This is a genomic window from Streptomyces sp. NPDC001770 (assembly GCF_053596135.1).
Genome location: NZ_JBSFFN010000018.1, coordinates 125,859 through 149,170, shown reverse-complemented (window position 1 = coordinate 149,170; position 23,312 = coordinate 125,859). Strand labels below are relative to the sequence as shown.

Here is a 23,312-nt window from a genome sequence, read left to right as displayed (position 1 = left end):
GCAACGAGAACACGAACGGTCTGCTGCGGCAGTACTTCCCCAAGGGCACCGACCTGTCCCGGCACACCCGCGAGCACCTCGACACCGTGGCAGCCGAGCTGAACAGCCGCCCACGCAAAACGCTCGGCTGGGAAACCCCAGCCGAGCGTCTCGCTAAGCTCCTGGCATCAGCCAGTTGATCACTGTGTTGCTTCGACCCCTGGAATTCGCCGTCGCACGGTGGGGCTTCGTGGTGTCCGGAGGACAGGTAGGCGTGTTTTCGCCTCGGTGGCGCCGGCGTTGGCGGCCTACGATCACCACGCCAGGCGAGCCTCGCCCCGCGTGGCATGCGTGGTCGTGACCGAGCGCCGGTGAAAGGGCATCCCGTGGCAACCGAGTCCCCCCGTTGGTTCAAGTCCTCGTACAGCAACAACGGTGGCCAGTGTGTCGAGGTCGCTGCCAACCCTGCCGTGGAGCACAACGTCGTACCCGTCCGTGACTCCAAGACCCCTGGTGGCCCGGTTCTGGGCTTCACCGCCGAGTCGTTCACGTCGTTCGTGGCGGGTGTGAAGGCCGGAGAGTTCGGCGCTGTCTGATCCCTCGGTGCCGGGCCAACCGCACCAGGAAGCAGGTGGTCGAACGTGCTGAAGCCCTCGGCCGCGCTGGGCCTGCGACTTGGGGTCTCGCCGGATACGGTTTCACGTCTTGAGTGGCTGAGTTCCCACTCGACCACCGATTCGTGAGGGTTTCCCGTATGCGCATGTCACTGCTTGTGCCGTTAGCCATCGTCACGGGTGTCGCGACGGGAGCCTGCGGCCCCCTCCTCGATACGTCCAGCGGTACGGGCGTGCTGGGGGCAGTGTTCGTCGCCGGCTGGTGCTACGCGGCCGTCCCCTTCTGCCTCGGTACCGCAGGCGCGTCCAGATGGAAGTCCGCCGTCGGCGGTACGGTCGCGTTGGTCATCGCTGTCCTTTCCTACTACTCCCTCAAAGCTGTTCAGGGTGATTTCAGGACAGTCGACCTCTCGGACACCAGTGGCCGGGAGTTCTTCTCATGGAGTGGATTCGCCTCCATGACGCTGTTCTGGTGCGTCGCTGCTCTGGTCCTGGGACCGCCACTCGGTGTGGCGGGTTGGATGGCTCGTCATGGGGCGATTCGCCTGCCGTACAGGCTCGTCATCCCCGTGATCGCCCTGGCCGAGACGGCGATGCGGTTGCAGGCCGAAGCGTCCCGGGCTTCATCGCAGGCCGTCATGGCGTGGGAGATGATTCGCGCGACAGCACTGGTGTTGATCGTGCTGCTCGTCGTGGTCGCGGGGTGGACGAGGCGCAATCGCCGTTCGGCGAGGCTTGAAGGCTGATCCGGTTCTTCACGCTGAGACCGGTGGCAGGGCGGCGAGACCGGTAACAGGGCGGCGAGACCGGCGGAAAGGCGGCCTCAAGTGATCCGCAGACATCGAGTGGACCTCATACGTCCAGGCGCCGTACGTGCAGGTGGCCGGCGACAGGGAAGGCGGGCGGCGCGGCGGGCAGGACTCCGTCGAACTCGTACCGGCTCTTCTGGGCGACGCGGCACGACGCGAGGTTGTCCTCCTGATGAAGGAGTTCGAGACACCGCAGTCCGGCGGCCCCGAAGGTGTCGAAAGCCCAGCCGGTGAGAACCTCCAGAGCACGGGGGGCCACGCCCCGCCCGCGGGCGTGCGCCGCGGTCCAGTAGCCCACCTCGGCCGCAGGTTTGCCGGGGGTGACTTCCTTGAGGACCACGTTGCCGACCAACTGCTGCTGAGGTGACGCGGGTTGTGCCTCAAAGACGGCGAAGCCGAACCGGTCCCCGGCTGCCCAGCCCCGCTGCTGGGCCTGCACCCACCGGGCCCCGTCAGCCTCGTTGTCCACGACAGAGCTCGTCCACCGGCGCAATGCGGGATCCCGGCTCGCCTCGACCAGCGCGTCAACGTCTCCCATGCGCCAGGGGCGCACGACAAGAGCGGGAGCAGACGGCGTCGCTCCCGCCCTCAGTACGACCGGGGCGCTCATGAACCGATCATATGCGGGGGCGATCTCACCTGTTGGCGGGCGCATCCGGCCCGCGCCGCCTGCGATCGTTCCGTCGTCGTTGTGTCCGCACGCGCAGAGCCCGGACGGACCATTCCCACAGGGCGAACGGCGGCCGTGCGTCGGGGGCGCGGCCAATCTGGTGGCCGCGCACGGCGTCGTACCCGTCCGTGACTCCGGGGTTGCGATCGGCCCGGTCGCGGGCCTCCCTGGCACGTACCGCGGGCCTCTGCCGCACCCCTTGCGGGTGGCCCGTACCGCCTCCGCGTACGTGAACGTCGCGAGCACGTGGCGGAGTTCGCCGCCCTCCGGAGCGCGACCCGGCCAGGATGACAGGCGCGAGCCTCCGCCTCGTACCCTGGTGATCACAACCTTGATCTGCCCCCGCCGGGTTCACTGCCGTGGCCGCAACCAGGCTGCGAAGTACGGTAGTTGACCCGGCTCTCGAAAGGTGAGCGTGTGACTTCCAGGCAATCCCACGAAGGACCGGCGCAGAAGACCGATCAGCGGTCGCGCCCGTCATCCCGCCGCCCCGCCGCTTCGGCGAGAACGTCGGGGCCTGGCATGGGTTTGGCGGCATTGCAGGCCAGTGCGGGCAACGCGGCGGTGGTGCAGATGCTCCGTGAGGCCGGCCACTCCTGGACCCAGGAGCAGCATCAGCACTCGGCCGACTGCGGGCACCGGCAGACCGAGCGGCCCGCGGTGCAGCGGTCCGCGACCGACGCCACCGTGGCGCGGGCCGAGGACGAGCATGCGCACCCCCACGACGCCGGGCCGGAGAGGCAGAGCGCGCTGTTGGCCGCCGCCATGAGTTCCCCGAGCGAGGCGCTGCCCTCGTCGGTCGTGGCGAAGGCCGGGGCGTTCTACCAGAACGACGCCCTCGCCTCCACCCGCGTCCACCACGGCGTGGTGGCCCAGCGTGCCACCGAGGCCATGGGGGCCGCGGCCATGACCGTCGGCAACCACATCTTCCTCTCCGCCGGGGCCGCCGCCAGCGAGGAGCTGATCGGCCACGAACTCAGCCACGTCGACAAGAACCTCAAGGGCGTGCCCGAGACGGGTCACAACAACGGTGCCGGAGTCGCCGTCACCAACCCGCGCCAGGACTCCGAACGGGCCGCCGAGCGGGACGGCAGTGCCTACGCCGCCGGCCGGGAGACCGCCCCGTCCCTCGTCGCGTCGCAGACGGGGGCGTACGCCGCCGCCGGGCCCGTGCAGCGGATGCCGGAGGAGGAGGGGCGGCGGATCGCCCTCCAGGACGGTCCGCAGGAACTCAGCGTCGAGGAGCGCATCGCGTCGCTGCCCGAGGACAGCGAACAAGAAGTGATCCTCCAGCGCGGAATCACACCCACGCAGCGGAAGGCCATGGAGAAGGAGGTCATCCGCGGTTCCTTCATCAGCCTGTCGAAGATGACGGCGAAACCCGACGAGGATGCCACGAGGCCCGACCCCGAGCATGTCCGGGGATACGTGAACCAGGAGCGCAACGACGATGTCGCCAAGCTCATCGAGTTCTCGACGAAGTCCAGTATCGCCACCGGGTTCGCCGCGGAAGCCTCCTTCGGCATCGTGCTCACCATCAAGATCAAGAGGAAGTTCCTGGCGAAGGGCGCGACCGGTAGTGAGAGCGGCTGGATCGCGCGACAGGGAGCGCCCTACGACATCGTCGGGATCGAGCGGAAGGACCAGGGGGTGGAGAAACTGGCCCCGCTGACCGAGGGGGAGTTCCGCGAGGTGGTCAAGAAGGAGGAGATGGCCGAGTTCCTTCTCAAGGTGCAGGATCCGGCGGGCAAGGCGCAGCACATGAGCTCCATCGAACCTTCGAAGAAGCTGGCCGAGGCGCAGAAGATCCTCGCCTACAGCAAGGCGGTGTACGGGGCCTGAGGGCTGTCCCGGAAGGAACTGCGGGACAGCCCTCAGCCGTACTGGCCCGCAGCGCCATTCACGTAGCTGCAAATCTGGTGCGGCGCCTCCCTCAGGCCCTCCCGCGATCAAGCCGGCAGCACTCGCTGAACCGGGTGTCGTGGTGCGGCAGCCAGCCGGCGGGCGGCCCGTGCGGCAGCGGTCACCGCGCGTCAGGGCAGTCGGCAGCACCAGGTGAACCGTGCTCCTCATCCCGGACAACCCGGTTCACCTGGTGCAGGCGGTCCGGTCGGGAAGAAAGCCGGTGCGCTCAAGGCCCGACGTACGGTGCGGCGTCCGGATTTGGTTGGCCAGATTTCGCCGGACACGAATTCCGACTCCGACCGCATGTCCGAGTGAGAATCCTTCCTCGACGACCTGGCCGTGCTTGCCCGGTCGGCACCGTCCACGGCGACCCGCGACGTCACCGCGGGCGAACCGCCCGGTGCCCGCCACGTGCAGAGCGAAACGGTTCACTGCCGCCGGCTCGGGATGCGACGTCCGGCAAAGGGGCCCGCTGCCGTGAAGATTGCGCCCCCCCCCCGCGGCCGGCGAGCGGTCATGAAGCTCGGTCGTGGTTCTGCCCGACGCCGTCGCTGCTACAGCAAGCAGTACGAAGACGTTCGGTCATTGAAGGTATTCCAACCGAATACGCTGCCGTTCGAGTTGAAGATCAGCACATTATCAAGCCTGTTGAGGGAGGTGTGCGGAGCCAGCGTAATGTATTTTCCTCCCCCGCTGTAGTCCTGATAAAGAACCAACGTCCAGTCCGTATTGTTGACGGCTGCCGAGGTCTGATCGTTGTGCAGTGGGCTCATTTGTGCGCAGTTCGAAGCCGTGAAATCGATGCCGACGGAAACGGTCATGTTTGCGAATTCGGTTCCGTTGAACAGGCAGGCAGAAAATGAGGGGCACTCACTGGCTGCTGCGGTCGCAGGTGCTGAGAGGAGAACCATGCCGGCGACGGTCGATGCCACAAGTGCGGCCAAATTCAGCAAGCGAGATCGCACGAAAGTATTTCCCGTCCGGTTGTGGAATTGATACGGGCCGAATGTGAAGCGGAAGTGTTTCGGGGAGGATGGCTCGTTGCGTGTTCATTAGACCATCGCGCGCAAACTTTTGGAGGCTGCTCATCGAATATGGTTCGGAGGTCCCCCCGAGGCCGGGGCTCAAAGGGGATGGCTCATGAGGTGCGCCGGCGTCCGGCGCTCAACGAGCCGATCAGGGCGGCGGGCGAGACGAATGAGAGCCGCCTCCCTCGCCCCGCCGCCGGACACGATCCTCGACCCCACCCCGCAACTCGAGGTCCTCCAACGCGTCGGCGGCGCGATCCGCGCCGCCGCCCCGACCGTCGTGCCCGCCCGCACCGCACACCCGGACCGCCGTGGCGTCGGCGACTCCCCCGAGGGCATGCAGACGCGGGCCTGCGGCCCCCGGCTTCCCCGGTGCCCGGCCCTCGCCTCACCGGCCTGCGGCAGCACGATCATCGTGTCAGGGGTCTAGAGTTGCTTCCCGGCATACGGCTCCTCAGGGGTCCGGCGGCCCCCGTTCACCGTTCATCCCGTTCCCACCCCAACACTTCTGCCGGCGCCGGAGCCGACGCCGGAGCGGATTTGAACTCCGCTTCCCCGGCGTCACCTCGGACGACTCCTGGCGGCGGGGGAGGGTGCCCGCGCACGCGGCGCCCCTCTCCGGGCCGTCCCACCGTGCAGCGGAAGGTTCACCGTGACCTCGCGTCACTGGTTCCGTCGTACCGCACCGGCTTCTTCCCCGCGCGTGCGGCGGCACGGCCCGACCGTGCCTCCTCCTGCCGCATCCTCCGTCTCCTACCGTTCCGTGCTGCGGACACCGGGTGCGGCAGCCTTCTTCCTCGCCGCCGCGCCCGCCCGCGTCGGGGTGGCCATGTCCGGTCTCGGTCTGGTCTGGCTGATCCACGCGGAGACCGGGTCCTTCGGGGCGGCGGGTCTGGTCACCGGTGCGTTCGCCGTGGCGGAGGCGCTGGTGGGCCCGCAGGTGGCCCGACTGATGGACCGGTACGGGCAGGGCCGCGTCCTCCTCCCCCTCCTGACCGCCCATGCCGGGGCGCTCACGGTCCTCGTCGCACTCGCCCTGACCGGAGCACCCGCGGTGGCGCTCGCGGTGGCCGGGCTCGCGGCCGGGGCGACGATTCCGCAGGTCGGTGCGGTCTCCTCGGCCCGCTGGTCGGCTCTGCTGCACGGCCGGGCCGAACTCGCCCCGGCCTTCGCGCTCGAAGCCTTCGCCAACGAGGCCGCCTTCCTCCTCGGCCCCGCCCTCGCCGTGCTCGCCGCGACCCGCCTGCACCCTGCCGCCGGGACGGTGCTGGCGGGGGTGCTCGTCGTCGGCGCGGGGCTCGCCCTCGCGGCGCAGCGTCGTACGGCCCCGAAGCCCGGCCGGAGGCTCATCCCGAAGCCCCGCCCGAGGCCCATCCCGGATACCGCCCCGAAGCCCGCCCCGAAGCCCGGCCGGAGGCTCACCCCGAAGCCCCGCCCGAGGCCCATCCCGGATACCGCCCCGAAGGCCGCCCCCGATTCCGTCCCGAAGCCCGCTCCGGACCGTGCGGCAGGACCCCGCTCCGGAACCGGAACCCGGACCCTGCTCTCCCGGACTCTCGCCACCCTGCTGGTCGCCAACCTGGCCCTGGGGGTGTTCTTCGGCTCGACGCAGGTCTCCGTGAGCGCCTTCGCCGGCGACCACCGAGCCGCCCCGGCGGCCGGGCTGCTGTACGGGGTGATGGGCGTGGCCGGCCTGGTGGCGGGGCCGGCCTACGGGAGGTACGGGCCGGCCTGCGGTTGGTACGGGCAGCGTGTCCCGCCCGGGGTCCAACTCCCTTACATCCTGGCGTTTCTGGCCTGCGCGTCACTGCTGCCCCTGCTCGCCCGTACTCCCTGGCAGCTCGGCCTGGCCCTGCTGCTCCCCGGTGCCGGGGTCGCGCCGTGCGTCATCGTCTCGTCGTCGCTCGTCGATGCGGTCGTGCCCGGGGCGGTCCTGACGCAGGCCTTCACCTGGGCCAACTCCGCGAGTGCTGCGGGCATCGCGCTCTCCGCGGCGGCGGTCGGCCGGCTCGTCGACGGTCCGGGCGGGGCGGGAGCCGGCTTCGCCGTGCCCTTCGTCGCCCTGACCCTCGCGGCGGTGCTCGCCCGGTCCGACACGACGCTCAGGCCCCGCCCCCGGCCCAGTACTCCGCGAGCATCTCGCCCGGCCAGGCCGGCTCGTGGACCGGGCCCCGGGGGCCCATCGCGGTGAACCAGGGCGCGAGGTCGTAGACCGGCGTGCCGTCCACCGCGTCGAGGTCGGCCACCCGCAGGTCGAGCCCGTCCACCCCGAGCAACCGGGGGAAACTGGTGGCGAGTTGGTTGGGGCGGCGGTGGTTGCGGTGGACGAAGGTGCCGGTGGGCGGCCAGGCCGGGTTGTTCCGGGGGCTCCTCGCGTGCAGGGCCACGTCGGCGGGGTCGGCGCGGTCGAAGTGCCAGACGACCACGAGGTGGGAGAACTCCTCCAGCCCGCGTACGACCTCCGGCGGGAAGTCCGGCCGCAGCCGGATCACCGCCTCGACGCCGCCCCAGTGGTCGTCGGCCACCTCCCGGCGCCCCCCGACCACGGTCCCGATCGGCTCGATGCCCAGTGCGTCCGCCATGCCCGTACCCCCAGCCCGACCCGAACGAGAGACCCCAGCCGTCAATGTAACCGCGACAGATGCCTGTTGGCGCGCTCGGCCACCGCCGCCACCGACGAGATGCCGCGGTGGCGCAGCGGCGACAGCAGGCGCCGCACCTGCGCGACCGCCTGCTCCGCCCGGCCGGACTGGATGCCCTCCTCCATCGAGTCCAGCAGCCCGCCCCACGTGACGCAGGCCTCCTCGACCCGCCCGTCCGCCATCTGGGCCGCTCCCAGGTGCCCCAGGGTCACCGCGTGGGTGCGGCGGAAGGCCGCACCCCGGGTGCGCACCGAACGGCCGAACTCGCGGATCGCGCCCTTGCGGTCGCCGAGCACGTCCAGGGTGCGGGCGGTCTCGTGGGCGAGGGACGCCTCGCCGAAGAAGAAGGTCCGGTGCGGCTCGGGCACCCCCGCGTCGGCGGCGGCCAGGTCGTTCTCCGCGCGCAGCAGCGCCTTCACCGCGCTGCGGGTGCGGCCCGCGGCCGCGAGGGCCCGGGCGTGCACCACGCCGAGCAGCGCTCGTTCGCGCGGGGTCGCCCCGGTGTAGCGGCGGTCCTGTACGGACGCCTCTGCGAGGGCGAGCCCGTTGGCGAAGTGGCCGAGATCCAGGGCCTGGTGGGCCATCGCGCGCAGGATGTGGCCGCAGAGCGGATGGTCCTGGGCCTGCCCTGCGAGCTGGAGTGCGAGGGTGAAGTAGCGCTGGGCGAGCGGGTTCTCCTCGCTGTCGAAGGCCATCCATCCCGAGAGGTAGGCGAGTTCGGCCGCCGCCGATTCCATCTCCCGGCGTACCCGCTCGTGGCCGTACCGCCCGTGCAGCAGATCACGGACGTCGGTGTGCAGGTACTGCACCAGGGCGGTGCGGCCGTGTCCGCCGCCGCGCCGCTGGTCCACCGCCGAGAAGGCGAGGGTCAGTTCGCGGACGGTCGCCACGTCGCCCTGGGCCACCCGCAGGTGGTTGGAGACCCGCTCGGCCGGCTGCGGCGCGGGCCTGGTGGTCCCCTCGGGGGAGGACTGGCGGTCGCCGGACGGGACCGCGAGCCCCGCCGTGGAGTACACGATCCCGGCCAGCAGGTTGCGGCGGTCCGGGTGGAGGTCGGCCCGCCCGAGGTCCGCCAGTACGGTCAGGGCGTCGGCGGGCGGGCCGAGCGGCGCCTGGCCCGGGGCGCCGAACCCCAGCTCGGCGACGGTGACGACACGTTTCAGCCGCCGGGACAGGGCGAGCGCGAGGACGGCGGGGGCCGAACCGGAAGGCCGGGTACCGCCCACCCACATGGAGACGTGCGAGCGCCCGATCAGCGGCCCGCACGGATCGTCCGGGCGCCGGCCCTCCGCCGCCGCCCGGTTGAAGGCACTCGCCGCCTGGGCGCGCGACCAGCCGGCCTCGCCCAGGAGGCCGGCCAGTTGCTCGTTCCGCGTACGTGTCATCGCATCCCCCTGGTGCCCGATGCCCGATGCCCGGTGCCCGGTGCCCGGTGCCCGAAGGCCGATGGCCAGGAGCCCCGACGCTCGGACGGGGTCAAAGTAGCCACGGCTCCGGGCCGTCAGGGGGCGGATTTCCGCACGTCACCCGTGTTGGGACGATCCGGGACCGGTCCTGGGCGAGGCCTGTCGATCTTTGACCACTTTGATCAGACGGGCGGGGCGTCCCGCCCCCCGCGCGAGAACGGATGCGGTTCGATTTCCGTACCGGACACTGCCTGACCCGCCCCGTCCACCGGCGGCCGGCGGCCGGGAAGACCTGCCGGCCGTCAGGAGGACCGATGAACAGCAGCACCGCACCGGACGTCCGACCGGGGGATCCGGGCATCGACGTGGACGCGATCGCCGATGCCATCGAGTACGCGAGGGCCGACCGGGCGGGCGTGCCGCCGCGGTCCGTCGTCAACGCCGGTACGGACGAACTCGTCGCCCACCTGCGGAAGCTGATGAGCGCGGACGAGTACGGGCACGACGAGCCGGACCGGGGAGCCGTCCGGCTGCTGTTCCGCGCCGCCTACCGTCACCTCGACGTCGCGGTGCGGCCCGACCCGAGCACCCCGGACCTCGCCGCGTACGCGTACTGGCGCACGGTCGCCTCCCTCGCCGCCGCCTTCCGCGACCTCTACTGCGAACTGGGGCGGGACGGCGGGTGAGCCGTCCCGCCCCGGTTCGCGTGCGGGGAGCGGCGGCGGTCAGCGCACCTTGCGTACCGGCAGGATCGCCAGGGCGCCGCAGAGGCAGACCGCCGAGGCGGTGACCAGCAGGATCGAGTAGTTGTGGCCGCCGCCGACGGAGATCAGCAGCGCACCGAGCGCGGGGGCGAAGATCTGCGGGGCCGACATCGCGATGTTGAAGATGCCGAGGTCCTTGGAGGGGTTCTCCGGATCCGGCAGTACGTCGATGACCAGGGCGAGGTCGACGCCGAGGTAGGTGCCGAAGCCCAGGCCCAGGACGAGTTCCGCGCAGTAGAAGACCCCGATCGTGTCGGCCTGGCTGAGGATCACCATGCCGATGCCGAAGAGGACCGCCGCGACGGCGATGAAGGGCTTGCGGCGGCCGAAGCGGTCCGAGAGCCAGCCCGCGGCCTGCGCGGAGCCCATCACGCAGAAGCCGTACATGAGGACGCCGGTGGCGAGCGTCTCGGTCGCCTCCGCGCTGGTGAGCCGCATCTCGTGCTGGAGGTAGATGAGGCGGAAGGTGGTGAACATCCAGTTGGCCAGCGTCAGCAGGAAGCGCGACAGCCATGCCCATGCGAAGTCCGGGTGCTGCTTGGGGCTGACCCAGTAGGTGCGCAGGACCGCCTTGAACCCCTCCCGCTGTGGCTTCGTCTCCAACGGCTTGTCCGGCAGGACCAGGACGTAGCCGATCACCAGCAGGATGCCGATGACGCTGGGGACCAGGAAGAGCAGCAGCATCTGGTCGGTGAAGCACTTGGCGATCCAGGTGCCCGCCGTGGGGGCCAGGTTCTGCATGATGCCGAGCAGCCCGCTGATCTTGCCGCGCCTGTGCTCGGGGACGTTGTCCGCGACGGTCGCGACGAAGGCGGCGAGGGCCGCGTTGGCGGACGCCGAGGAGATGACGAACCCGACGGTGACCACGGCGACACTGTTCGCCGTCGCGATGATCAGCAGACCGGCCAGCAGGCCCAGCATGCCGAGGATCAGCCAGGGCCGGCGGCGGCCGAACCGGCTGGTGGTGCGGTCGCTGAGCCGCCCGAAGAACGGGTTCGCCAGCATCGCCGCCACCGAACCGGTGGTCGTGATGACGCCGAGCGAGGCGACCTGGTCGTCCTCGGGGACGAACGACTGCACCTTGAGCTGGAGGCTCACCAGGATGGGGGTCAGGAGGGCGAGGAACAGGCCGAGTTGACCGGCGGCCATGCCGACCACCAGGCGGGGGCGGGGGATCTTGGCGGTGGGTGAACCGCCGGGCGCGGAGGTGCCGGCCGGGGAGCGGAGCGTGTCCGTGGTCACGGTGAGGGCTGCTTCCTGTTGAGCGGGCAGGACGTTACGCAGGCAGGGGGAGGGCAGGGCACGGCGCGGCCCGGGCCCGTACGCCGTGGACTTGAGCGGGGGAACGGAGGAGGGGGACGGGGGCTGGAGTGGTGGGCCGCCGCGCGGACGTGGTGCGCGCGGCGGCCGGGCGAAAGGCTCTACGCGTGGACGAGGTGGCGGTCCGCGCCCACCACGCGCTGCGGGCCGGTGAGTTCGACGTCGGCGCTCAGCCGGACGTCACCGCTGGACGAGCCGAGCATGAGGTGGATGGTGCCGGGCTCGACGATGCGCCGCCCGTCGCCCGAGGCGTCCTTGGTGTACGAGGTCTGGTCGGCGTGGACCGTGAACGCGACCCGCTTCGCCTCGCCGGGGGCCAGCTCGACGACGTCGAACGCGGCCAACTGCTGGGTGGGCCGGGCGACCTGGGCGACCGGGTCGTCGTAGTACAGCTGGACCGTCTCGCGGCCGGCCCGCCCGCCCGTGTTCCGCACCAGGCAGGAGACCTCGATGAACCCGTCGGTGGGCACCCGGCCCTCCCCGGCGACCCGCAGGTCCTCGTAACCGAAGGAGGTGTACGAGATGCCGTGCCCGAACGGGTACAGCGGCGTGTTGTCCAGGACGCTGATGCCCTGGCTGAAACGGCCGAGCGGCGGGTTGAGGTAGGTGCCGGGGCCGCTGCCCGGGAGGGCCGGGATCTGCACGGGCAGCTTGCCGCCGGGGGTCACCCGGCCCGACAGCACGCGGGCCAGCGCGGGGCCGCCCTCCTCACCGGGCATGAACGCCTGCACCACGGCCGCGCAGCGCTCCGCGAGACCGCCGAGCGCGTACGGGCGGCCCGAGACGACGAGCAGCACCACCGGGACACCGGTGGCGAGCACCTCCTCGACCAGCTCCGCCTGGACACCCGGCAGCCGGAGGTCGGGTGCGTCGCAGCCCTCGCCCGAGGTGCCGTTGCCGAACATCCCGGAGCGGTCGCCGACGACGACCAGCGCCAGATCGGCCGAGGCGGCGGTACGGACGGCGGCCGGCAGCCCCGAGCGGTCGGTGCCGCTGACCGCGCAGCCCCGCTCGTAGGCGAAGTCGACGTCCGGTAGCTCGGCGGTGAGCGCCTCGCGCAGGCTCGGCAGGGCGAGGCCCGCCGGGTGCCCGGGGTGCTTCGGCAGCACGTGGTTAGGGAAGGAATAGCAGCCCAGGAAGGTCCCCGAGTCGTCGGCGCCCGGCCCGATCAGCGCGATCCGGGGCGTGCTGACCGGGTCGAGGGGGAGGGCCGCGCCCTCGTTGGCGAGCAGCACGACGGAGCGCTCGGCGAGGGTACGGGCGAGGGTGCGGTTGGCCGGGGAGTCCAGGTCGACGGGGGTGCCCAGACCGGTGTCCGCCTCCGGGGTCCAGCCGGCGTCCAGCAGGCCGAGCCGCAGCTTGTGGCGCAGGACGCGCTCGACCGCACGGTCCAGCAGCGCGGGGTCGACCCGGCCGTCGTCGAGCTGCTCGGCCAGCGGGTCGCCGTAGCAGCGGGTGTTGGGGAGTTCGACGTCCATGCCCGCGGTCAGCGCGACGCGGGCCGCGTCGCCCTCGGTGGCGGCCACCCGGTGCATGGTCCGCAGGAACGCGATCGACCCGTAGTCGGAGACGACCGTGCCGTCGAAGCCCCACTGCTCGCGCAGCACGTCCGTCAGCAGGTGCTCGTCCGCGCAGGCGGGGACGCCGTCCTGGTCGGTGTAGGTGTTCATCACCGAACCGACGGCGCCTTCGCGCACCGCCATCTCGAACGGCGGCAGGATCACGTCGGCCATCTCGCGGGCGCCGATGGAGACGGGCGCGTGGTTGCGGGCGCCCCGCGAGGCGGCGTGCCCGGCGAAGTGCTTGAGCGTCGCGATCACACCCTCGGACTGCACCCCGCGCACGTAGGCGGTGCCCACGAGCCCGGTCAGGTACGGGTCCTCGCCGAGGGTCTCCTCCACGCGTCCCCAGCGGTAGTCGCGGACGACGTCCAGGACCGGGGCGAGTCCCTGGTGCACGCCGACGGACGCCATGTCCCGGCCGATCGCGGCGCCCATCTCCTCGACCAGCCCGGTGTCGAAGGTCGCGGCCCAGGCCAGCGGGGTGGGGTAGACCGTGGCGCCGAAGGCGGCGAAGCCGGTGAGGCACTCCTCGTGGGCGATGGCGGGGATGCCGAGGCGGGTGTTGTCGGTCAGCATCCGCTGGAGCCGGATCAGTTCGGCGCGGCCCTCCTCGGGGGTGAGGGGCCGGGTGCCGTACGGGCGGGTGAGCTGGCCGATGCCCTGCGCGAGGGCCGCGGACTCGGTGGAACCGGCGGCGAGGGCCTCCTCGATCGGCGCGACCCGGGCGTCTCCGCTGCCGACGTTGGCCTTGCCCCAGTAGCTGCCCAACTGGGCGAGCTTCTCGGCCCGCGTCATCGCGGACATGAGGGCTTCGACCCGCTCGTCGTCACCGAGCGAGGTGTCGTTCCACTGGTTCATCGGGGCTCCCGCTTCCGGCCCGTACGCCTGCGACGCCACGCCGCCGGGAGGGGGACCGGATAGATAAATTCACGCCATTGACAAAATGTGCCGTCAGCATGCGCAGGGATAAACACCCAGGTCAATGGGTTGCAACGGAGATTCTCAGGTAAATGGAAGAACTGATTCCGGGCATGCCGAAGAGCGGCCGCGCCCCCGCCCGGGGGCAGCGCGCAGCCGCTGTCGGCCTTCAGGAACGCAGCTCGGGAACAGCCTTCCGGAGCGCTCCCGGAGCGCTCTCGGACCCAGTCGGCCGGGAGTTCGGGCCCGCCGGCTTCAGTGGCCGAACGACCGGTGCGCCACACCCTCCAGATGCGCGCGCATCGCCGCCTCGCAGGTGTCCGCGTCCGCCGCCTCGAACGCGTCCAGGACGGCCGCGTGCTCGGCGAGCGCCTCCTGCGTGTCGGTGACCCGGCCGCCGGTGAAACGCCGGAAGCGCTGGATGTGCGCGCCCAGCGGATCGATGGCCGCGGAGAGGAACCGGTTGCCCGCGGCACGGGCGATCGTCGCGTGGAAGGCGGAGTCGGCCTGGAGGTACACCCGGAAGTCGTCCGCCACCCGCTGCACCGCCGCCGCCTCCATCAGCCTGTGGCTCTCGGCCAGCGCACGCGCCGTCCCCGCCGCGTCCCGCTCGCAGGCCTGACGGGCACTGAACGGCTCGATGAGCAGCCGGGCACCCATCAGCTCACGGAACCCGCCGTCGTCCAGAAGCGGGGCGACCGTGTAGCCGCGGTGCGGGACGCGGACGACCAGGCCGGTGTTCTCCAGCTTGGCGAGCGCCTCCCGCAACGGCGTCGGCGAGACGCCCCAGTCCTTGGCGATGGTGTCGATGCGCAGTGGCGTCCCCGGCTCCAGGCCCTCGTCGAGGATCAGCGCGAGCAGCGCGTCGTACGCCTCGTCCATGAGCACGGTCCTGCCGAGCCCCGCCGGACGTACCTGCCTGCCGGCTGGTCCCATCGTCGACTCTCCCTGTGATGTGCCGGACCCGTCCGGCGGACCGGGCGTCGGCCCGGCGTTCAGCCCGGCGGTCAGCCTGGATTCCAGCCGGGTTTTCAGCCTAACCGGAGCCGCTGTCCCTCCCCCCACGGGGCAGCACTCAGCGCGCGGTGCGCGGCGAGAGGAGGGTGACCAGCGCCGAGTCGTCCTCGGCGGCGAGGCCCTGGCTGACGGCGAGCTGGTAGAGCTGGTCGGCCGCGGCGGCCACCGAGGTGGCGACACCGGCCTTCTTGGCGAGGGACACCACGATGTTCATGTCCTTGCGGATGATGTCGAGGCGGGAGCGCAGCTCCGGACCGCCGGTGCCGTCCTCCTTCACCTCGTACTGCTGGACCATCCGCGGACCGCGGTCGGCCAGCATGAAGGAGGCGGCGGCACCCTGACCGAGCACGTCGACGGCGCGGTCCAGGTCGATGCCGAGAGCGCGGGCCAGCGCGAGGGACTCGGCCGCCGCCGCCGTGTGGATGCCGCACAGCAGCTGGTTGACGGTCTTCATGATCTGCCCGTCGCCCACCCGGGGCCCGACGATGTGCAGCGTGGAACCCAGCCGGGCGAGGACCGGCTCCGAGGCGGCGAGCGTCTCGTCGTCCGCACCGACCATGATCAGCAGATCGCCGGTCCCGGCCCGCACCGCCCCACCGCTGACCGGAGCGTCGACCAGCCGCACACCCCGCTCGGCCAGGCGCGCCGCGACGGCCTGCACCCCGTCGACACCGACGGTCGAGGTGACCACGACGACCGCGCCCGCACGGAGCGACTCGGCGGCACCGCGCTCGACGATCCCGCCGCCGAACAGGCAGGACTCCAGCTGCTCCTGGTCGCGGACGGCGATGACGACCACGTCGGCGCCCTCGGCGGCCTCGGCCGGCGTGGCGGCGGGTACGGCACCGGCTTCGGCGGCGAGCGTACGGCGCTCCTCGAAGACGTCGAAGGCCCGGACCGGGAAGGCACCGGCGAGGCGGGTGGCCATCGGCAGGCCCATCGCGCCGAGGCCGAGGACGGCGGTGGTGGGGGTGGGGTTCTCAGCGGACATCGGGTGCTTCTTCCTTGCGGGATGCGGTCGTGAGGGCCGCACGGACAATTCTTCTACGGGGCGCGCCGCCGGACACCGTCCGGAGCGGGCCCCACGGGCGGGAGGGGTCAGACGAAGACCGCGTACAGCAGCAGGGACATCGCCAGGCCCATCACCGCGACGATGGTCGACAGGGCCGACCAGGTCTTGATGTTCTGGGAGACGCTCATCCCGAAGTACTCCTTCGCCAGCCAGAAACCGGCGTCGTTGACGTGCGAGAAGAAGAGCGACCCCGCACCCACGGCGAGCGCGATCAGCGAGGCCTCCACCGGCGGGACGCCCACCGCGAGCGGCGCCATGATCCCGGCGGCGGCGGTGGTGGCGACGGTCGCCGAGCCGGTCGCCAGCCGGATCAGGACGGCCAGCAGCCAGCCGAGGACCAGCAGCGGCAGATGCGCCTCCGCGGCGAACTTGCCGATGGCGTCAGCGACACCGGTGTCGACGATGAGCTGCTTGAAGCCACCGCCCGCACCGACGATCAGCAGGATCCCGGCCACCGCGGGCAGGCCCGCCGTCACGGTCGTACGGACCTCGGCGCGGTCGCGGCCGAGCCGGAAACCGAAGACCACCATGGCGACGAGCACCGCGATGAACATCGCGATCAGCGGGGTGCCGAGGAAGTCCAGCAGGTGGTTGTACCAGGCGTCACCCGGGAAGGCGATGTCGGCGACCGACTTGGCGAGCATCAGCACCACCGGCAGGGCGACCGCCCCGACCGACACCGCGAAGCTCGGCAGCCGCCGCTCCGCGCCCGGCTCCCGCGCCTGCTCGGCCTCCTTGACCAGCGAGGCGATCAGCGCGGCCGGGGCCTCGCTGCGCACGTGACGGGCGATGAACTTCCCGTACAGCGGTCCCGCGAGGATCACCGTGGGGATCGCCGCGAGCAGGCCCAGGCCGAGCGTGGTGCCCACATCGGCGTTGAGCGCGCTGACCGCGACCAGCGGGCCGGGGTGCGGCGGCACGAACGCGTGCATGGTGCCCAGCCCCGCGAGGGCGGGCACGGCGAGCAGCACCAGCGGCGTCTTCGTCCGCTTGGCCATCACCACGATGATCGGCACCAGCAGGACGAGGCCCACCTCGAAGAACATCGGCAGGCCGATGACCGCGGCGATCAGCGCCATCGACCACGGCAGCAGACGCGGACCCGACCGCGAGCCGATGGTGTCGACGATGCGGTCCACGCCCCCGGAGTCGGCCAGCAGCTTGCCGAGGATCGCGCCGAGCGCGATCAGGGCGCCGGTGGAGCCGAGGGTGGAGCCCATCCCGGCACTGAACGAGTCGACGACCTTGGCGAGTTCGGTTCCCGAGCCGATCCCGAGCACGACGGAACCGCCGATGAGGGCGACGAACGGGTGGAAGTCCAGGATCGCGATCAGCGAGACGATCACGCCGATGGCGAGGGCGACCATGACGATGAGCCGGGTGTCGTGACCGGTCCAGGGCTCGGACGCGGCCGCCAGTGTCTCTGGTCCGGCCAGGGCGGATATGGACATGCGGAGGGCACCTTACGTCGTTGTAAGTGGTGGCAGGGCGGGAGCGGTTCGGGGCAGGTGGTGTCCGGGCGGCGGCGGCTCAGCAGCCGGCGGGGCCGTCCTCGGCACCGGCGGGCGCGGCGGTGTCGTACGCGTCGAGGACGGCGACCTTCTCGCCGGACGGAGAGGACGCGTCGAAGCGGTAGCCGACCCACTCGCGGACCAGACGGCGGGCGAGTTCGAGGCCGATGACGCGCTGGCCCATGGTGAGGACCTGGGCGTTGTTGCTCAGGACCGCACGCTCGACCGAGAAGCTGTCGTGGGCGGTGACGGCACGGATGCCCCGCACCTTGTTGGCGCTGATCGCGACCCCGAGCCCGGTACCGCAGAGCAGCAGGGCCCGGTCGGCGTCCCCGTCCGCCACCACACGGGCGGCGGCCACCCCGATGTGCGGGTAGGCGGTGTGCTCGTCCGCCTTCACGCCGACGTCGAGGACGGACGCGACCCGCGGATCGGCCTCCAGGTCGGCCTTGAGGGCCTCCTTGTATGCGTATCCGGCGTCGTCGCAGCCTATGACGATGCGGAGCGGGGCGAGGGTCTGGTTCTGCGTCATGTCGGGGTTCCCGGTGGGTGGTGGGGTGGTCGGCTTCGGTGGCGGTGAGCGGCGGTCGCGGGTCGGCCGTCGGTGGCGGCTCAGCCCTTGTCGCTCACGCCGTCGCCGAGCAGTGCCGCGACGGTCCGGGCGCACAGGGCCAGCGAGAGGGCACCGGCGTCGGGGGTGCCGACGCTGCGCTCGGCGAGCGGGCGGGCGCGGCCCAGGCGCGGGGTGAGCGCGGCGGTGGCGTCGGCCGCCGCGGTCGCCGCGGTCGCGGCCTCGGCGAAGGCGGACCGGGGGTCCGTACCGCGCGCGACGCCCGCGGTGAAGGTGTCGACGAGCGGGACGAGGGCGTCGACGAGGGTCTTGTCGCCGGGCTTCGCACCGCCGAGCGAGGTGACGGCGTCCAGCGCGGCCCGGGCGCCCCCGGCGGCGCGTACCCCGTCGGCCCGGCCCGTGTCGCCGAGCTCCTGGGCCAGGGCGCGCAGCGCGACGCCCCAGAGCACACCGGAGGTGCCACCGGCCTGGTCGGCCCAGGCGTCGGCGGCGGCGCTCAGCAGCGAACGCGCCCCGGCCTGCGCCGAGTTGGCCTCCTCGGCGGCCCGGACGGCCGCGTCGACGCCCTTGGTCATGCCGCGCCCGTGGTCGCCGTCACCGGCGACCGCGTCGATCCGGCCGAGCTCCTCGGCGGCCTCGTGGAGCGCGGTGCGCAGCGCCCGCAGGGCGGCGAGGACATCGGCCGCGGCGGCGCGGGACGCGGCGTCGCCCCGGACGACCGGGGCCTTCGCCTGCTCGCCGGGCTGGGCGCGCTGCCCGTCCGGGACCTTCGGCAGCGGCAGGCGGCGGAAGCCGGGGGCGTCGGCCGAGGCGCACCAGCGGCGCTCCAGGTCCTCGTCCAGCCACATCAGGGTGAGGGAGCAGGCGGCCATGTCGAGGCTGGTGACGAGCTCGCCGACCTCGGGGCGCACCACGGTGAGACCGGCCTCGGCCAGGGCGTCGGAGACATGGCCCCAGAGCAGGAACAGCTCCTCGTACTTGGTGGCGCCCAGCCCGTTGAGGATGGCGGCGACGCGCGGCCCCGCCCCTTCCGGCCGCTCCTCGAGGAGGCGCTCGACGAGGGTGCGGGCGATCGTCGGGGCGTCGGCCATGTCCGCGTCGCGCACGCCCGGTTCGCCGTGGATGCCGAGGCCGATGGCCATCTTGCCCTCGGGGACCGTGAAGAGCGGGGCGCCGGCGCCGGGCATGGTGCAGCCGGCGAAGGCGATGCCGAAGGAGAACGTACGGTCGTTGGCGCGGCGGGCCGCGGCCTCCACGCCGTCCAGGCCGAGGCCCTCCTCGGCGGCGGCCCCGGCGACCTTGAAGACGGTGAAGTCGCCGGCTATGCCCCGGCGTTCGTGGCGGCGCTCGGCGGGGGCGCTGGCCACGTCGTCGGTGACCATGACCGTACGGGTGTCGATCCCGGCGTCCCGCAGCCGGGCCTGGGCCATGCCGAAGTTCATGCGGTCGCCCGCGTAGTTGCCGAAGGAGAAGAGGACGCCCGCGCCGGTGTCGGCGGCCCGCGCCACCGACTCGGCCTGCCGGGCGGACGGCGAGGTGAAGATGTTGCCGACCACGGCACCCGCCGCGAGCCCCTCGCCCACCAGCCCGCTGAACGCGGGGTAGTGCCCCGAACCGCCGCCGACGACCACCGCGACCCGGCCGGCTTCCTGCGGCCGGGAGCGGACGACACCCCCGGGCACCACGGTGACGTGCTCCGGGTGGACCGCGGCGAAACCTCGCAGCTGGTCCTCGCTGAAGCGGTCGGGGTCGTCGAAGAGCCGGGTCATGGCGGGTGAACTCCCAGTCGGAGAGGTACGGGTGGGTGCGGGCGCGGGGGATCGCCCCGCGCGCCGGGGGACGCCCGCGGGGTCTCGCGCACGCGGGCGTGGGGGCCGCACGGAGAGGTACGCGGGCGGCGGGGCCCGCTCGCCGGGCGCCGGGCCCCGCACCGCCCGCAGCCCGGGGGGTACGGCAGGGTGAGGGGGGCAGGACCCGGTGGGCGGCGGGGGCGGGGAGCGGGGTGGGTCAGGCCCCGGTGGTGCGCGGCAGGATGCGCCGGATGTACTCACGGTTGGAGGCCGCCACGCTCAGGCCGTCGCCGCCGTAGTGCTCGACGCAGAACGCGCCGGTGTAGCCGTGCGCGAGGGCGATCCTGATCGCCTGGCGGTAGCTGACGAAGCCGGATTCCATCGGAGCCGGGGAGGTCAGGACCGTGCCCGTGGCCGGGTCCTCGACGCGGTAATAGCTCTTCACGTGCCAGTAGTTGGCGTGCGGCAGCGTCTTGGTGACCATCGACTCCCAGGACTCGATGGGGCGCTGCATCCGGATGAGGTTGCCGAGGTCCGGGTTGAGGCCCACGTTGTCGCGGTCGATGTCGGCGAGCAGCGCGACGGAGGAGTCCGCGGTGCCGAGGTAGGTGTCCTCGTACATCTCCAGCGACAGCTCGACGCCCACCGATGCGGCGTGGTCGGCGAGTTCGCGCAGCCGGGTGACGGCCTTGTTCCAGGTCTCCTGGTCGCCGACCGGGTCCTTGGGGCCCGGCACCGTCCAGAACCAGAGGACCGACCGCTGCTCGGGGGTGAGCGGCCGGTGCAGGCCGACCGAGACGAGCGGGACGCCCAGCGCGGCGGCGGCGTCGATGGTGCGGTGCGAGTAGGCGAGGTTGTCGTCGCCGTCGACGGGGTCGATGACGCTGCGCCGGATCGCTGAGATCGCCGGGGCGGTCAGGCCGACCTCCACGAGCGTGGCCCGCAGCTCCTCCAGGCGGGCGGGGGCCAGGTCGCCGGGGCGCAGCCAGCCGTCCGTGAGGTCGACCTCGGTGAACCCGGCGTCCGCGACGTCCCGCAGGCTCTCGGCCCACTGCTCGGCGGACTGCTCCTGGGTGGAGACACCGTCGGGTCCGACGTTCGGGAACTGCAGCAGGGCGGCGGCGATCGGCCAGGTTTCTGCGGTGTGAGTCATCATCGGCTCCCTTTCTCTATTTCCTATAGGATCTAGAATCCTGAGAGCTGTCAATGTGCTCCATCTCACGCGCTGGTTCATGGGGGCCGGTCGACGCGCAGGGAACGGCCGGGGGAATCGGTTCAGCCGGCCGCCGACGCGCGGCGGGCCGTCGGGCGGGTCAGTTCAGCCGGGCCCGGGCCGCCCGGGCCGCCCGCCGTATCGACTCCGCCGCCGCCGGCTCGATGCCGCCGATGACGTCCGCGTACTCCTCCATCTCCGACGCCCCGTGCAGGAAGTCCCCGCGCTGTACGAGGAGCTGGGCGCGCTCGTACCGCAGGCGCGCCGGATGCGAGGGGAGCAGGAGCGAGAGTTCGACCGCCCACAGCGCCACGTCGGAGCGTTCGGGGCGGGCCGAGGCCCAGGCGCGGATGTTGTTGAGGATGCGCAGCACGATCGCCTGCGGCCGGGCAGGCGTCGGCAACGACCCGCGCAGCGGCACCCCGGTCGAGCCCGCCACCATCAACTCGGCGTCCTCGCCTGTCAGGACCGCGCCCCCGGCGAACGGATCGGCCAGCACATGCTCGGCCGGATCGCCGAAACCGACCACGAAATGGCCCGGCAGCGCGACCCCGTGGACCGGTGCGCCCGCCCGCCGCGCCACCTCCATCCACACCACGGAGAGCAGGATCGGCAGCCCCCGGCGACGGTGCAGCACCTGCTGGAGGAGGGACGACTCCAGGCGCTGGTAGTCGGGGGAGGCGCCGCAGAAGCCGTAGCGGCCGCCGAGCAGTTCGCCCAGCGCCGTCGCCCAGTCCAGCGGGGTGGCCAGGCCGTGCGGGAGGAGGCCGGCCAGCCGGTCCAGCTCGATCTGCGCCGCGTCGATGCCGTACGGATCGGGGTCGCCGGGCGGCGGCCCGGGCATCGCCTCCGCGCCCACCAGCAGGCAGAGCAGCGCGAGATCGGGCCGTTCGGAGCGGGCCTCCTCGGCGAACCGCGCCCGCCGTCCGGCCGAGGAGAAGTCCTCGGAGGCCGATCCGTCGTCCACGGGGTCCATGTCTGACACCTGTTCCGCCGCTCCGAACGCCCGTGCCGTTACGCGGAACGGAAGTGGTGGTACCGGTGGTGGGTCACGAAGCCCATCCGGTCGTACAGGGCGAGCGCCCCGGCGTTGTCCTCCTCCACCTGGAGCCAGGCCGCCGAGGCACCCTCCGCCAGCGCCGTACGCGCCAGCGCGGTCATCACCGTGGTGGCGAGGCCCCGGCGCCGGTGGTCCGGATTCACCTCTATCGCCCCGAAGCCGGCCCACCGGCCGTCCACCACGCACCGGCCGATCGCGGCGGGCGCACCCGCCGGATCGTCGCCCGGCACGGTCGCGAACCAGACCGACGGACCCTGGGTCAGCACCCGGAGCATCGGAGCGGAGTCCGGGCCCGCACGGTGGTAGCGCTCCAGCCACCGGGCGTCGGCCGTCCGGTCGAGCAGCACCCGGGAGATGTCCGAATCCTGGTCACCGAGCGGGGCCAGCGCGGCGATCCGCACCTCGGCGGAGACCTCGCGCCGCCAGCCGTGCTCCTCCAGCCCGGCGCAGAGCGCCTCCTGGCTGTCGGCGGCCCCGGTTCCGGCCTGGACGTAGGCGGGCAGGCCGCGCTCCGCGTACCACCGCGTCGCGTGCGCCAGCGCGTCGGCGACCGGCATCCCCGGATCGCCCAGCGGCAGGACCGAGTTGGCGCGACGGGTGAAGCCGCTCGCGGCGCGCAGCTCCCACTCGCCCAGCGCCGCGCTCTCCACCGGCTGCCAGGCGCGGGCCGTCACCCGGGTGAGTTCCGCGAACGTGGCCGCGGGGCCGGGACGGCGTGCGGGGGCGGGGGGAACGACCTTGCCGGCGACGAGCGTGGATTCCGCGATGTGGACGCCCTGCCCGCTCCTGGGAGTGATCCGGAGCACGCCCGCGTCCCAGGATGTGAGAACTCCGACCGTGTCCGTGAACCCCGCGCCCTCGGCGCCACCCTCACAACGACGGCGGACGGACACGCGTTTTCCCACATCAGCCTGGGTAATACGGACCTCAAGGCGTCCGCCGACGGTGAATTCCACGGCTCCTACCGCCCCTCCTGTTCGGATCGTGCTGAACTACGGAGATACTAGGTGAGGGCATCATCGACGCCGCGCTCCCGCGCGAGAGCCAACGCCCTACCGAGGAGGAACGACAGCGTGACCTACGTCATCGCGCAGCCTTGTGTCGACGTAAAGGACAAGGCCTGCATCGAAGAGTGCCCCGTCGACTGCATCTACGAGGGCCAGCGGTCCTTGTACATCCACCCGGACGAGTGTGTCGACTGCGGAGCCTGTGAGCCGGTCTGTCCGGTCGAGGCCATCTTCTACGAGGACGACACCCCCGAGGAGTGGAAGGACTACTACAAGGCGAACGTCGAGTTCTTCGACGACCTCGGCTCGCCCGGTGGCGCTTCCAAGCTGGGGCTCATCGAGCGCGACCACGCCTTCGTGGCCGCGCTGCCGCCTCAGAACCAGTAACAGACCGCCTCAGCCGCGCCGCAGCCAGCACCACGCGGCAGCAGATGTGGTGCCCGGTCCCGTACGG

Annotated in this window: 22 protein-coding genes and 1 pseudogene; 9 read left to right on the top strand and 14 right to left on the bottom strand. The window is 72.2% G+C overall.

Annotated features, from left to right (window positions below):
• The 3 genes from ACWCSV_RS18310 to ACWCSV_RS18300 form a co-directional block, all read left to right on the top strand.
• On the top strand, positions 1-179 hold a 179-nt coding region (locus ACWCSV_RS18310), incomplete at its 5' end, for a transposase (protein ID WP_451143340.1).
• Between the two features lie 186 nt (positions 180-365).
• Positions 366-575 (top strand): DUF397 domain-containing protein, encoded by a 210-nt coding sequence (locus ACWCSV_RS18305; RefSeq protein ID WP_451143326.1) that lies wholly within the window; start codon positions 366-368, stop codon positions 573-575.
• 164 nt (positions 576-739) lie between these two features.
• Positions 740-1,339 (top strand): DUF6518 family protein, encoded by a 600-nt coding sequence (locus tag ACWCSV_RS18300; protein WP_451143324.1) that lies wholly within the window; start codon positions 740-742, stop codon positions 1,337-1,339.
• 106 nt (positions 1,340-1,445) lie between these two features.
• On the opposite strand, the gene ACWCSV_RS18295 is transcribed toward ACWCSV_RS18300, so the two are convergent.
• Positions 1,446-2,012 (bottom strand): GNAT family N-acetyltransferase, encoded by a 567-nt coding sequence (locus ACWCSV_RS18295; protein WP_451143322.1) that lies wholly within the window; start codon positions 2,010-2,012, stop codon positions 1,446-1,448.
• A 136-nt stretch (positions 2,013-2,148) separates the two neighbouring features.
• On the opposite strand from ACWCSV_RS18295, the pseudogene ACWCSV_RS18290 reads away from it, so the two are divergent.
• Together ACWCSV_RS18290 and ACWCSV_RS18285 are read left to right on the top strand one after the other, a co-directional pair.
• A pseudogene (locus ACWCSV_RS18290) lies at positions 2,149-2,241 on the top strand (DUF397 domain-containing protein); the annotation flags it as partial.
• 353 nt (positions 2,242-2,594) lie between these two features.
• Positions 2,595-3,914, top strand: a complete 1,320-nt coding sequence (locus tag ACWCSV_RS18285; RefSeq protein WP_451143320.1) for an eCIS core domain-containing protein — start codon at positions 2,595-2,597, stop codon at positions 3,912-3,914.
• A gap of 617 nt (positions 3,915-4,531) precedes the next feature.
• Here the strand turns inward: ACWCSV_RS18285 and ACWCSV_RS18280 are convergent.
• Complete coding sequence (locus tag ACWCSV_RS18280) at positions 4,532-4,930, bottom strand: peptidase inhibitor family I36 protein (RefSeq protein ID WP_451143318.1); 399 nt, start codon at positions 4,928-4,930, stop codon at positions 4,532-4,534.
• A gap of 244 nt (positions 4,931-5,174) precedes the next feature.
• Between ACWCSV_RS18280 and ACWCSV_RS18275 the strand changes: the two genes are divergently transcribed.
• A complete protein-coding gene (locus ACWCSV_RS18275; RefSeq protein ID WP_451143316.1) occupies positions 5,175-5,435 on the top strand; it encodes a hypothetical protein in 261 nt (86 codons plus the stop codon).
• A 333-nt stretch (positions 5,436-5,768) separates the two neighbouring features.
• The gene (locus tag ACWCSV_RS18270) at positions 5,769-7,196 is read left to right on the top strand and encodes an MFS transporter (RefSeq protein ID WP_451143314.1); all 1,428 of its coding nucleotides are present in this window, start codon (positions 5,769-5,771) and stop codon (positions 7,194-7,196) included.
• Here ACWCSV_RS18270 and ACWCSV_RS18265 read toward each other — a convergent pair.
• Positions 7,108-7,587: an SAM-dependent methyltransferase gene (locus tag ACWCSV_RS18265; RefSeq protein ID WP_451143312.1), complete on the bottom strand. Its 480-nt coding sequence runs from the start codon at positions 7,585-7,587 to the stop codon at positions 7,108-7,110. The two genes, ACWCSV_RS18270 and ACWCSV_RS18265, sit on opposite strands and share 89 nt — an antisense overlap.
• Before the next feature lie 41 nt (positions 7,588-7,628).
• Positions 7,629-9,032 carry a Tat pathway signal protein gene (locus ACWCSV_RS18260; protein ID WP_451143310.1) on the bottom strand — a complete coding sequence of 468 codons (1,404 nt, stop codon included), beginning with the start codon at positions 9,030-9,032 and terminating at the stop codon, positions 7,629-7,631.
• A gap of 335 nt (positions 9,033-9,367) precedes the next feature.
• Between ACWCSV_RS18260 and ACWCSV_RS18255 the strand changes: the two genes are divergently transcribed.
• Positions 9,368-9,739: a hypothetical protein gene (locus tag ACWCSV_RS18255; protein WP_451143308.1), complete on the top strand. Its 372-nt coding sequence runs from the start codon at positions 9,368-9,370 to the stop codon at positions 9,737-9,739.
• Positions 9,740-9,778: 39 nt separating this feature from the next.
• Here the strand turns inward: ACWCSV_RS18255 and ACWCSV_RS18250 are convergent, their stop codons facing one another.
• The 10 genes from ACWCSV_RS18250 to ACWCSV_RS18205 form a co-directional block, all read right to left on the bottom strand.
• Positions 9,779-11,059, bottom strand: coding sequence for an MFS transporter (locus tag ACWCSV_RS18250; protein ID WP_451143306.1), 1,281 nt, complete (start codon positions 11,057-11,059; stop codon positions 9,779-9,781).
• Positions 11,060-11,238: 179 nt separating this feature from the next.
• On the bottom strand, positions 11,239-13,557 hold the full coding sequence (locus tag ACWCSV_RS18245; RefSeq protein ID WP_451143304.1) for a beta-glucosidase: 2,319 nt from the start codon (positions 13,555-13,557) through the stop codon (positions 11,239-11,241).
• A gap of 315 nt (positions 13,558-13,872) precedes the next feature.
• Positions 13,873-14,553 (bottom strand): GntR family transcriptional regulator, encoded by a 681-nt coding sequence (locus ACWCSV_RS18240; RefSeq protein WP_451143302.1) that lies wholly within the window; start codon positions 14,551-14,553, stop codon positions 13,873-13,875.
• 139 nt (positions 14,554-14,692) lie between these two features.
• Complete coding sequence (locus ACWCSV_RS18235; protein ID WP_451143300.1) at positions 14,693-15,625, bottom strand: NAD(P)-dependent oxidoreductase; 933 nt, start codon at positions 15,623-15,625, stop codon at positions 14,693-14,695.
• A gap of 107 nt (positions 15,626-15,732) precedes the next feature.
• On the bottom strand, positions 15,733-17,157 hold the full coding sequence (locus ACWCSV_RS18230; protein WP_451143298.1) for a GntT/GntP/DsdX family permease: 1,425 nt from the start codon (positions 17,155-17,157) through the stop codon (positions 15,733-15,735).
• A 79-nt stretch (positions 17,158-17,236) separates the two neighbouring features.
• Positions 17,237-17,749, bottom strand: a complete 513-nt coding sequence (locus ACWCSV_RS18225; protein ID WP_451143296.1) for a ribose-5-phosphate isomerase — start codon at positions 17,747-17,749, stop codon at positions 17,237-17,239.
• 80 nt (positions 17,750-17,829) lie between these two features.
• Positions 17,830-19,557, bottom strand: coding sequence for a dihydroxyacetone kinase family protein (locus ACWCSV_RS18220; protein ID WP_451143294.1), 1,728 nt, complete (start codon positions 19,555-19,557; stop codon positions 17,830-17,832).
• A 238-nt stretch (positions 19,558-19,795) separates the two neighbouring features.
• A complete protein-coding gene (locus tag ACWCSV_RS18215; protein WP_451143292.1) occupies positions 19,796-20,731 on the bottom strand; it encodes a sugar phosphate isomerase/epimerase family protein in 936 nt (311 codons plus the stop codon).
• 160 nt (positions 20,732-20,891) lie between these two features.
• Positions 20,892-21,767 (bottom strand): transglutaminase-like domain-containing protein, encoded by an 876-nt coding sequence (locus ACWCSV_RS18210; protein ID WP_451143290.1) that lies wholly within the window; start codon positions 21,765-21,767, stop codon positions 20,892-20,894.
• Positions 21,768-21,805: 38 nt separating this feature from the next.
• Positions 21,806-22,807: a GNAT family N-acetyltransferase gene (locus tag ACWCSV_RS18205; RefSeq protein WP_451143288.1), complete on the bottom strand. Its 1,002-nt coding sequence runs from the start codon at positions 22,805-22,807 to the stop codon at positions 21,806-21,808.
• Between the two features lie 117 nt (positions 22,808-22,924).
• Between ACWCSV_RS18205 and fdxA the strand changes: the two genes are divergently transcribed.
• The gene (fdxA, locus tag ACWCSV_RS18200; RefSeq protein WP_065490770.1) at positions 22,925-23,245 is read left to right on the top strand and encodes a ferredoxin; all 321 of its coding nucleotides are present in this window, start codon (positions 22,925-22,927) and stop codon (positions 23,243-23,245) included.
• The last annotated feature ends 67 nt before the right edge of the window (positions 23,246-23,312 follow it).

Coding starts and splice junctions, on each gene's coding strand:
- ACWCSV_RS18210 (WP_451143290.1), bottom strand. CDS start 21,767: ATGGACCCCGTGGACGACGGATCGGCCTCCGAGGACTTCTCCTCGGCC.
- ACWCSV_RS18295 (WP_451143322.1), bottom strand. CDS start 2,012: ATGAGCGCCCCGGTCGTACTGAGGGCGGGAGCGACGCCGTCTGCTCCC.
- ACWCSV_RS18215 (WP_451143292.1), bottom strand. CDS start 20,731: ATGACTCACACCGCAGAAACCTGGCCGATCGCCGCCGCCCTGCTGCAG.
- ACWCSV_RS18245 (WP_451143304.1), bottom strand. CDS start 13,557: ATGAACCAGTGGAACGACACCTCGCTCGGTGACGACGAGCGGGTCGAA.
- ACWCSV_RS18235 (WP_451143300.1), bottom strand. CDS start 15,625: ATGTCCGCTGAGAACCCCACCCCCACCACCGCCGTCCTCGGCCTCGGC.
- ACWCSV_RS18220 (WP_451143294.1), bottom strand. CDS start 19,557: ATGACCCGGCTCTTCGACGACCCCGACCGCTTCAGCGAGGACCAGCTG.
- ACWCSV_RS18260 (WP_451143310.1), bottom strand. CDS start 9,032: ATGACACGTACGCGGAACGAGCAACTGGCCGGCCTCCTGGGCGAGGCC.
- ACWCSV_RS18275 (WP_451143316.1), top strand. CDS start 5,175: ATGAGAGCCGCCTCCCTCGCCCCGCCGCCGGACACGATCCTCGACCCC.
- ACWCSV_RS18255 (WP_451143308.1), top strand. CDS start 9,368: ATGAACAGCAGCACCGCACCGGACGTCCGACCGGGGGATCCGGGCATC.
- ACWCSV_RS18265 (WP_451143312.1), bottom strand. CDS start 7,587: ATGGCGGACGCACTGGGCATCGAGCCGATCGGGACCGTGGTCGGGGGG.
- ACWCSV_RS18225 (WP_451143296.1), bottom strand. CDS start 17,749: ATGACGCAGAACCAGACCCTCGCCCCGCTCCGCATCGTCATAGGCTGC.
- ACWCSV_RS18230 (WP_451143298.1), bottom strand. CDS start 17,157: ATGTCCATATCCGCCCTGGCCGGACCAGAGACACTGGCGGCCGCGTCC.
- ACWCSV_RS18285 (WP_451143320.1), top strand. CDS start 2,595: ATGGGTTTGGCGGCATTGCAGGCCAGTGCGGGCAACGCGGCGGTGGTG.
- ACWCSV_RS18240 (WP_451143302.1), bottom strand. CDS start 14,553: ATGGGACCAGCCGGCAGGCAGGTACGTCCGGCGGGGCTCGGCAGGACC.
- ACWCSV_RS18300 (WP_451143324.1), top strand. CDS start 740: ATGTCACTGCTTGTGCCGTTAGCCATCGTCACGGGTGTCGCGACGGGA.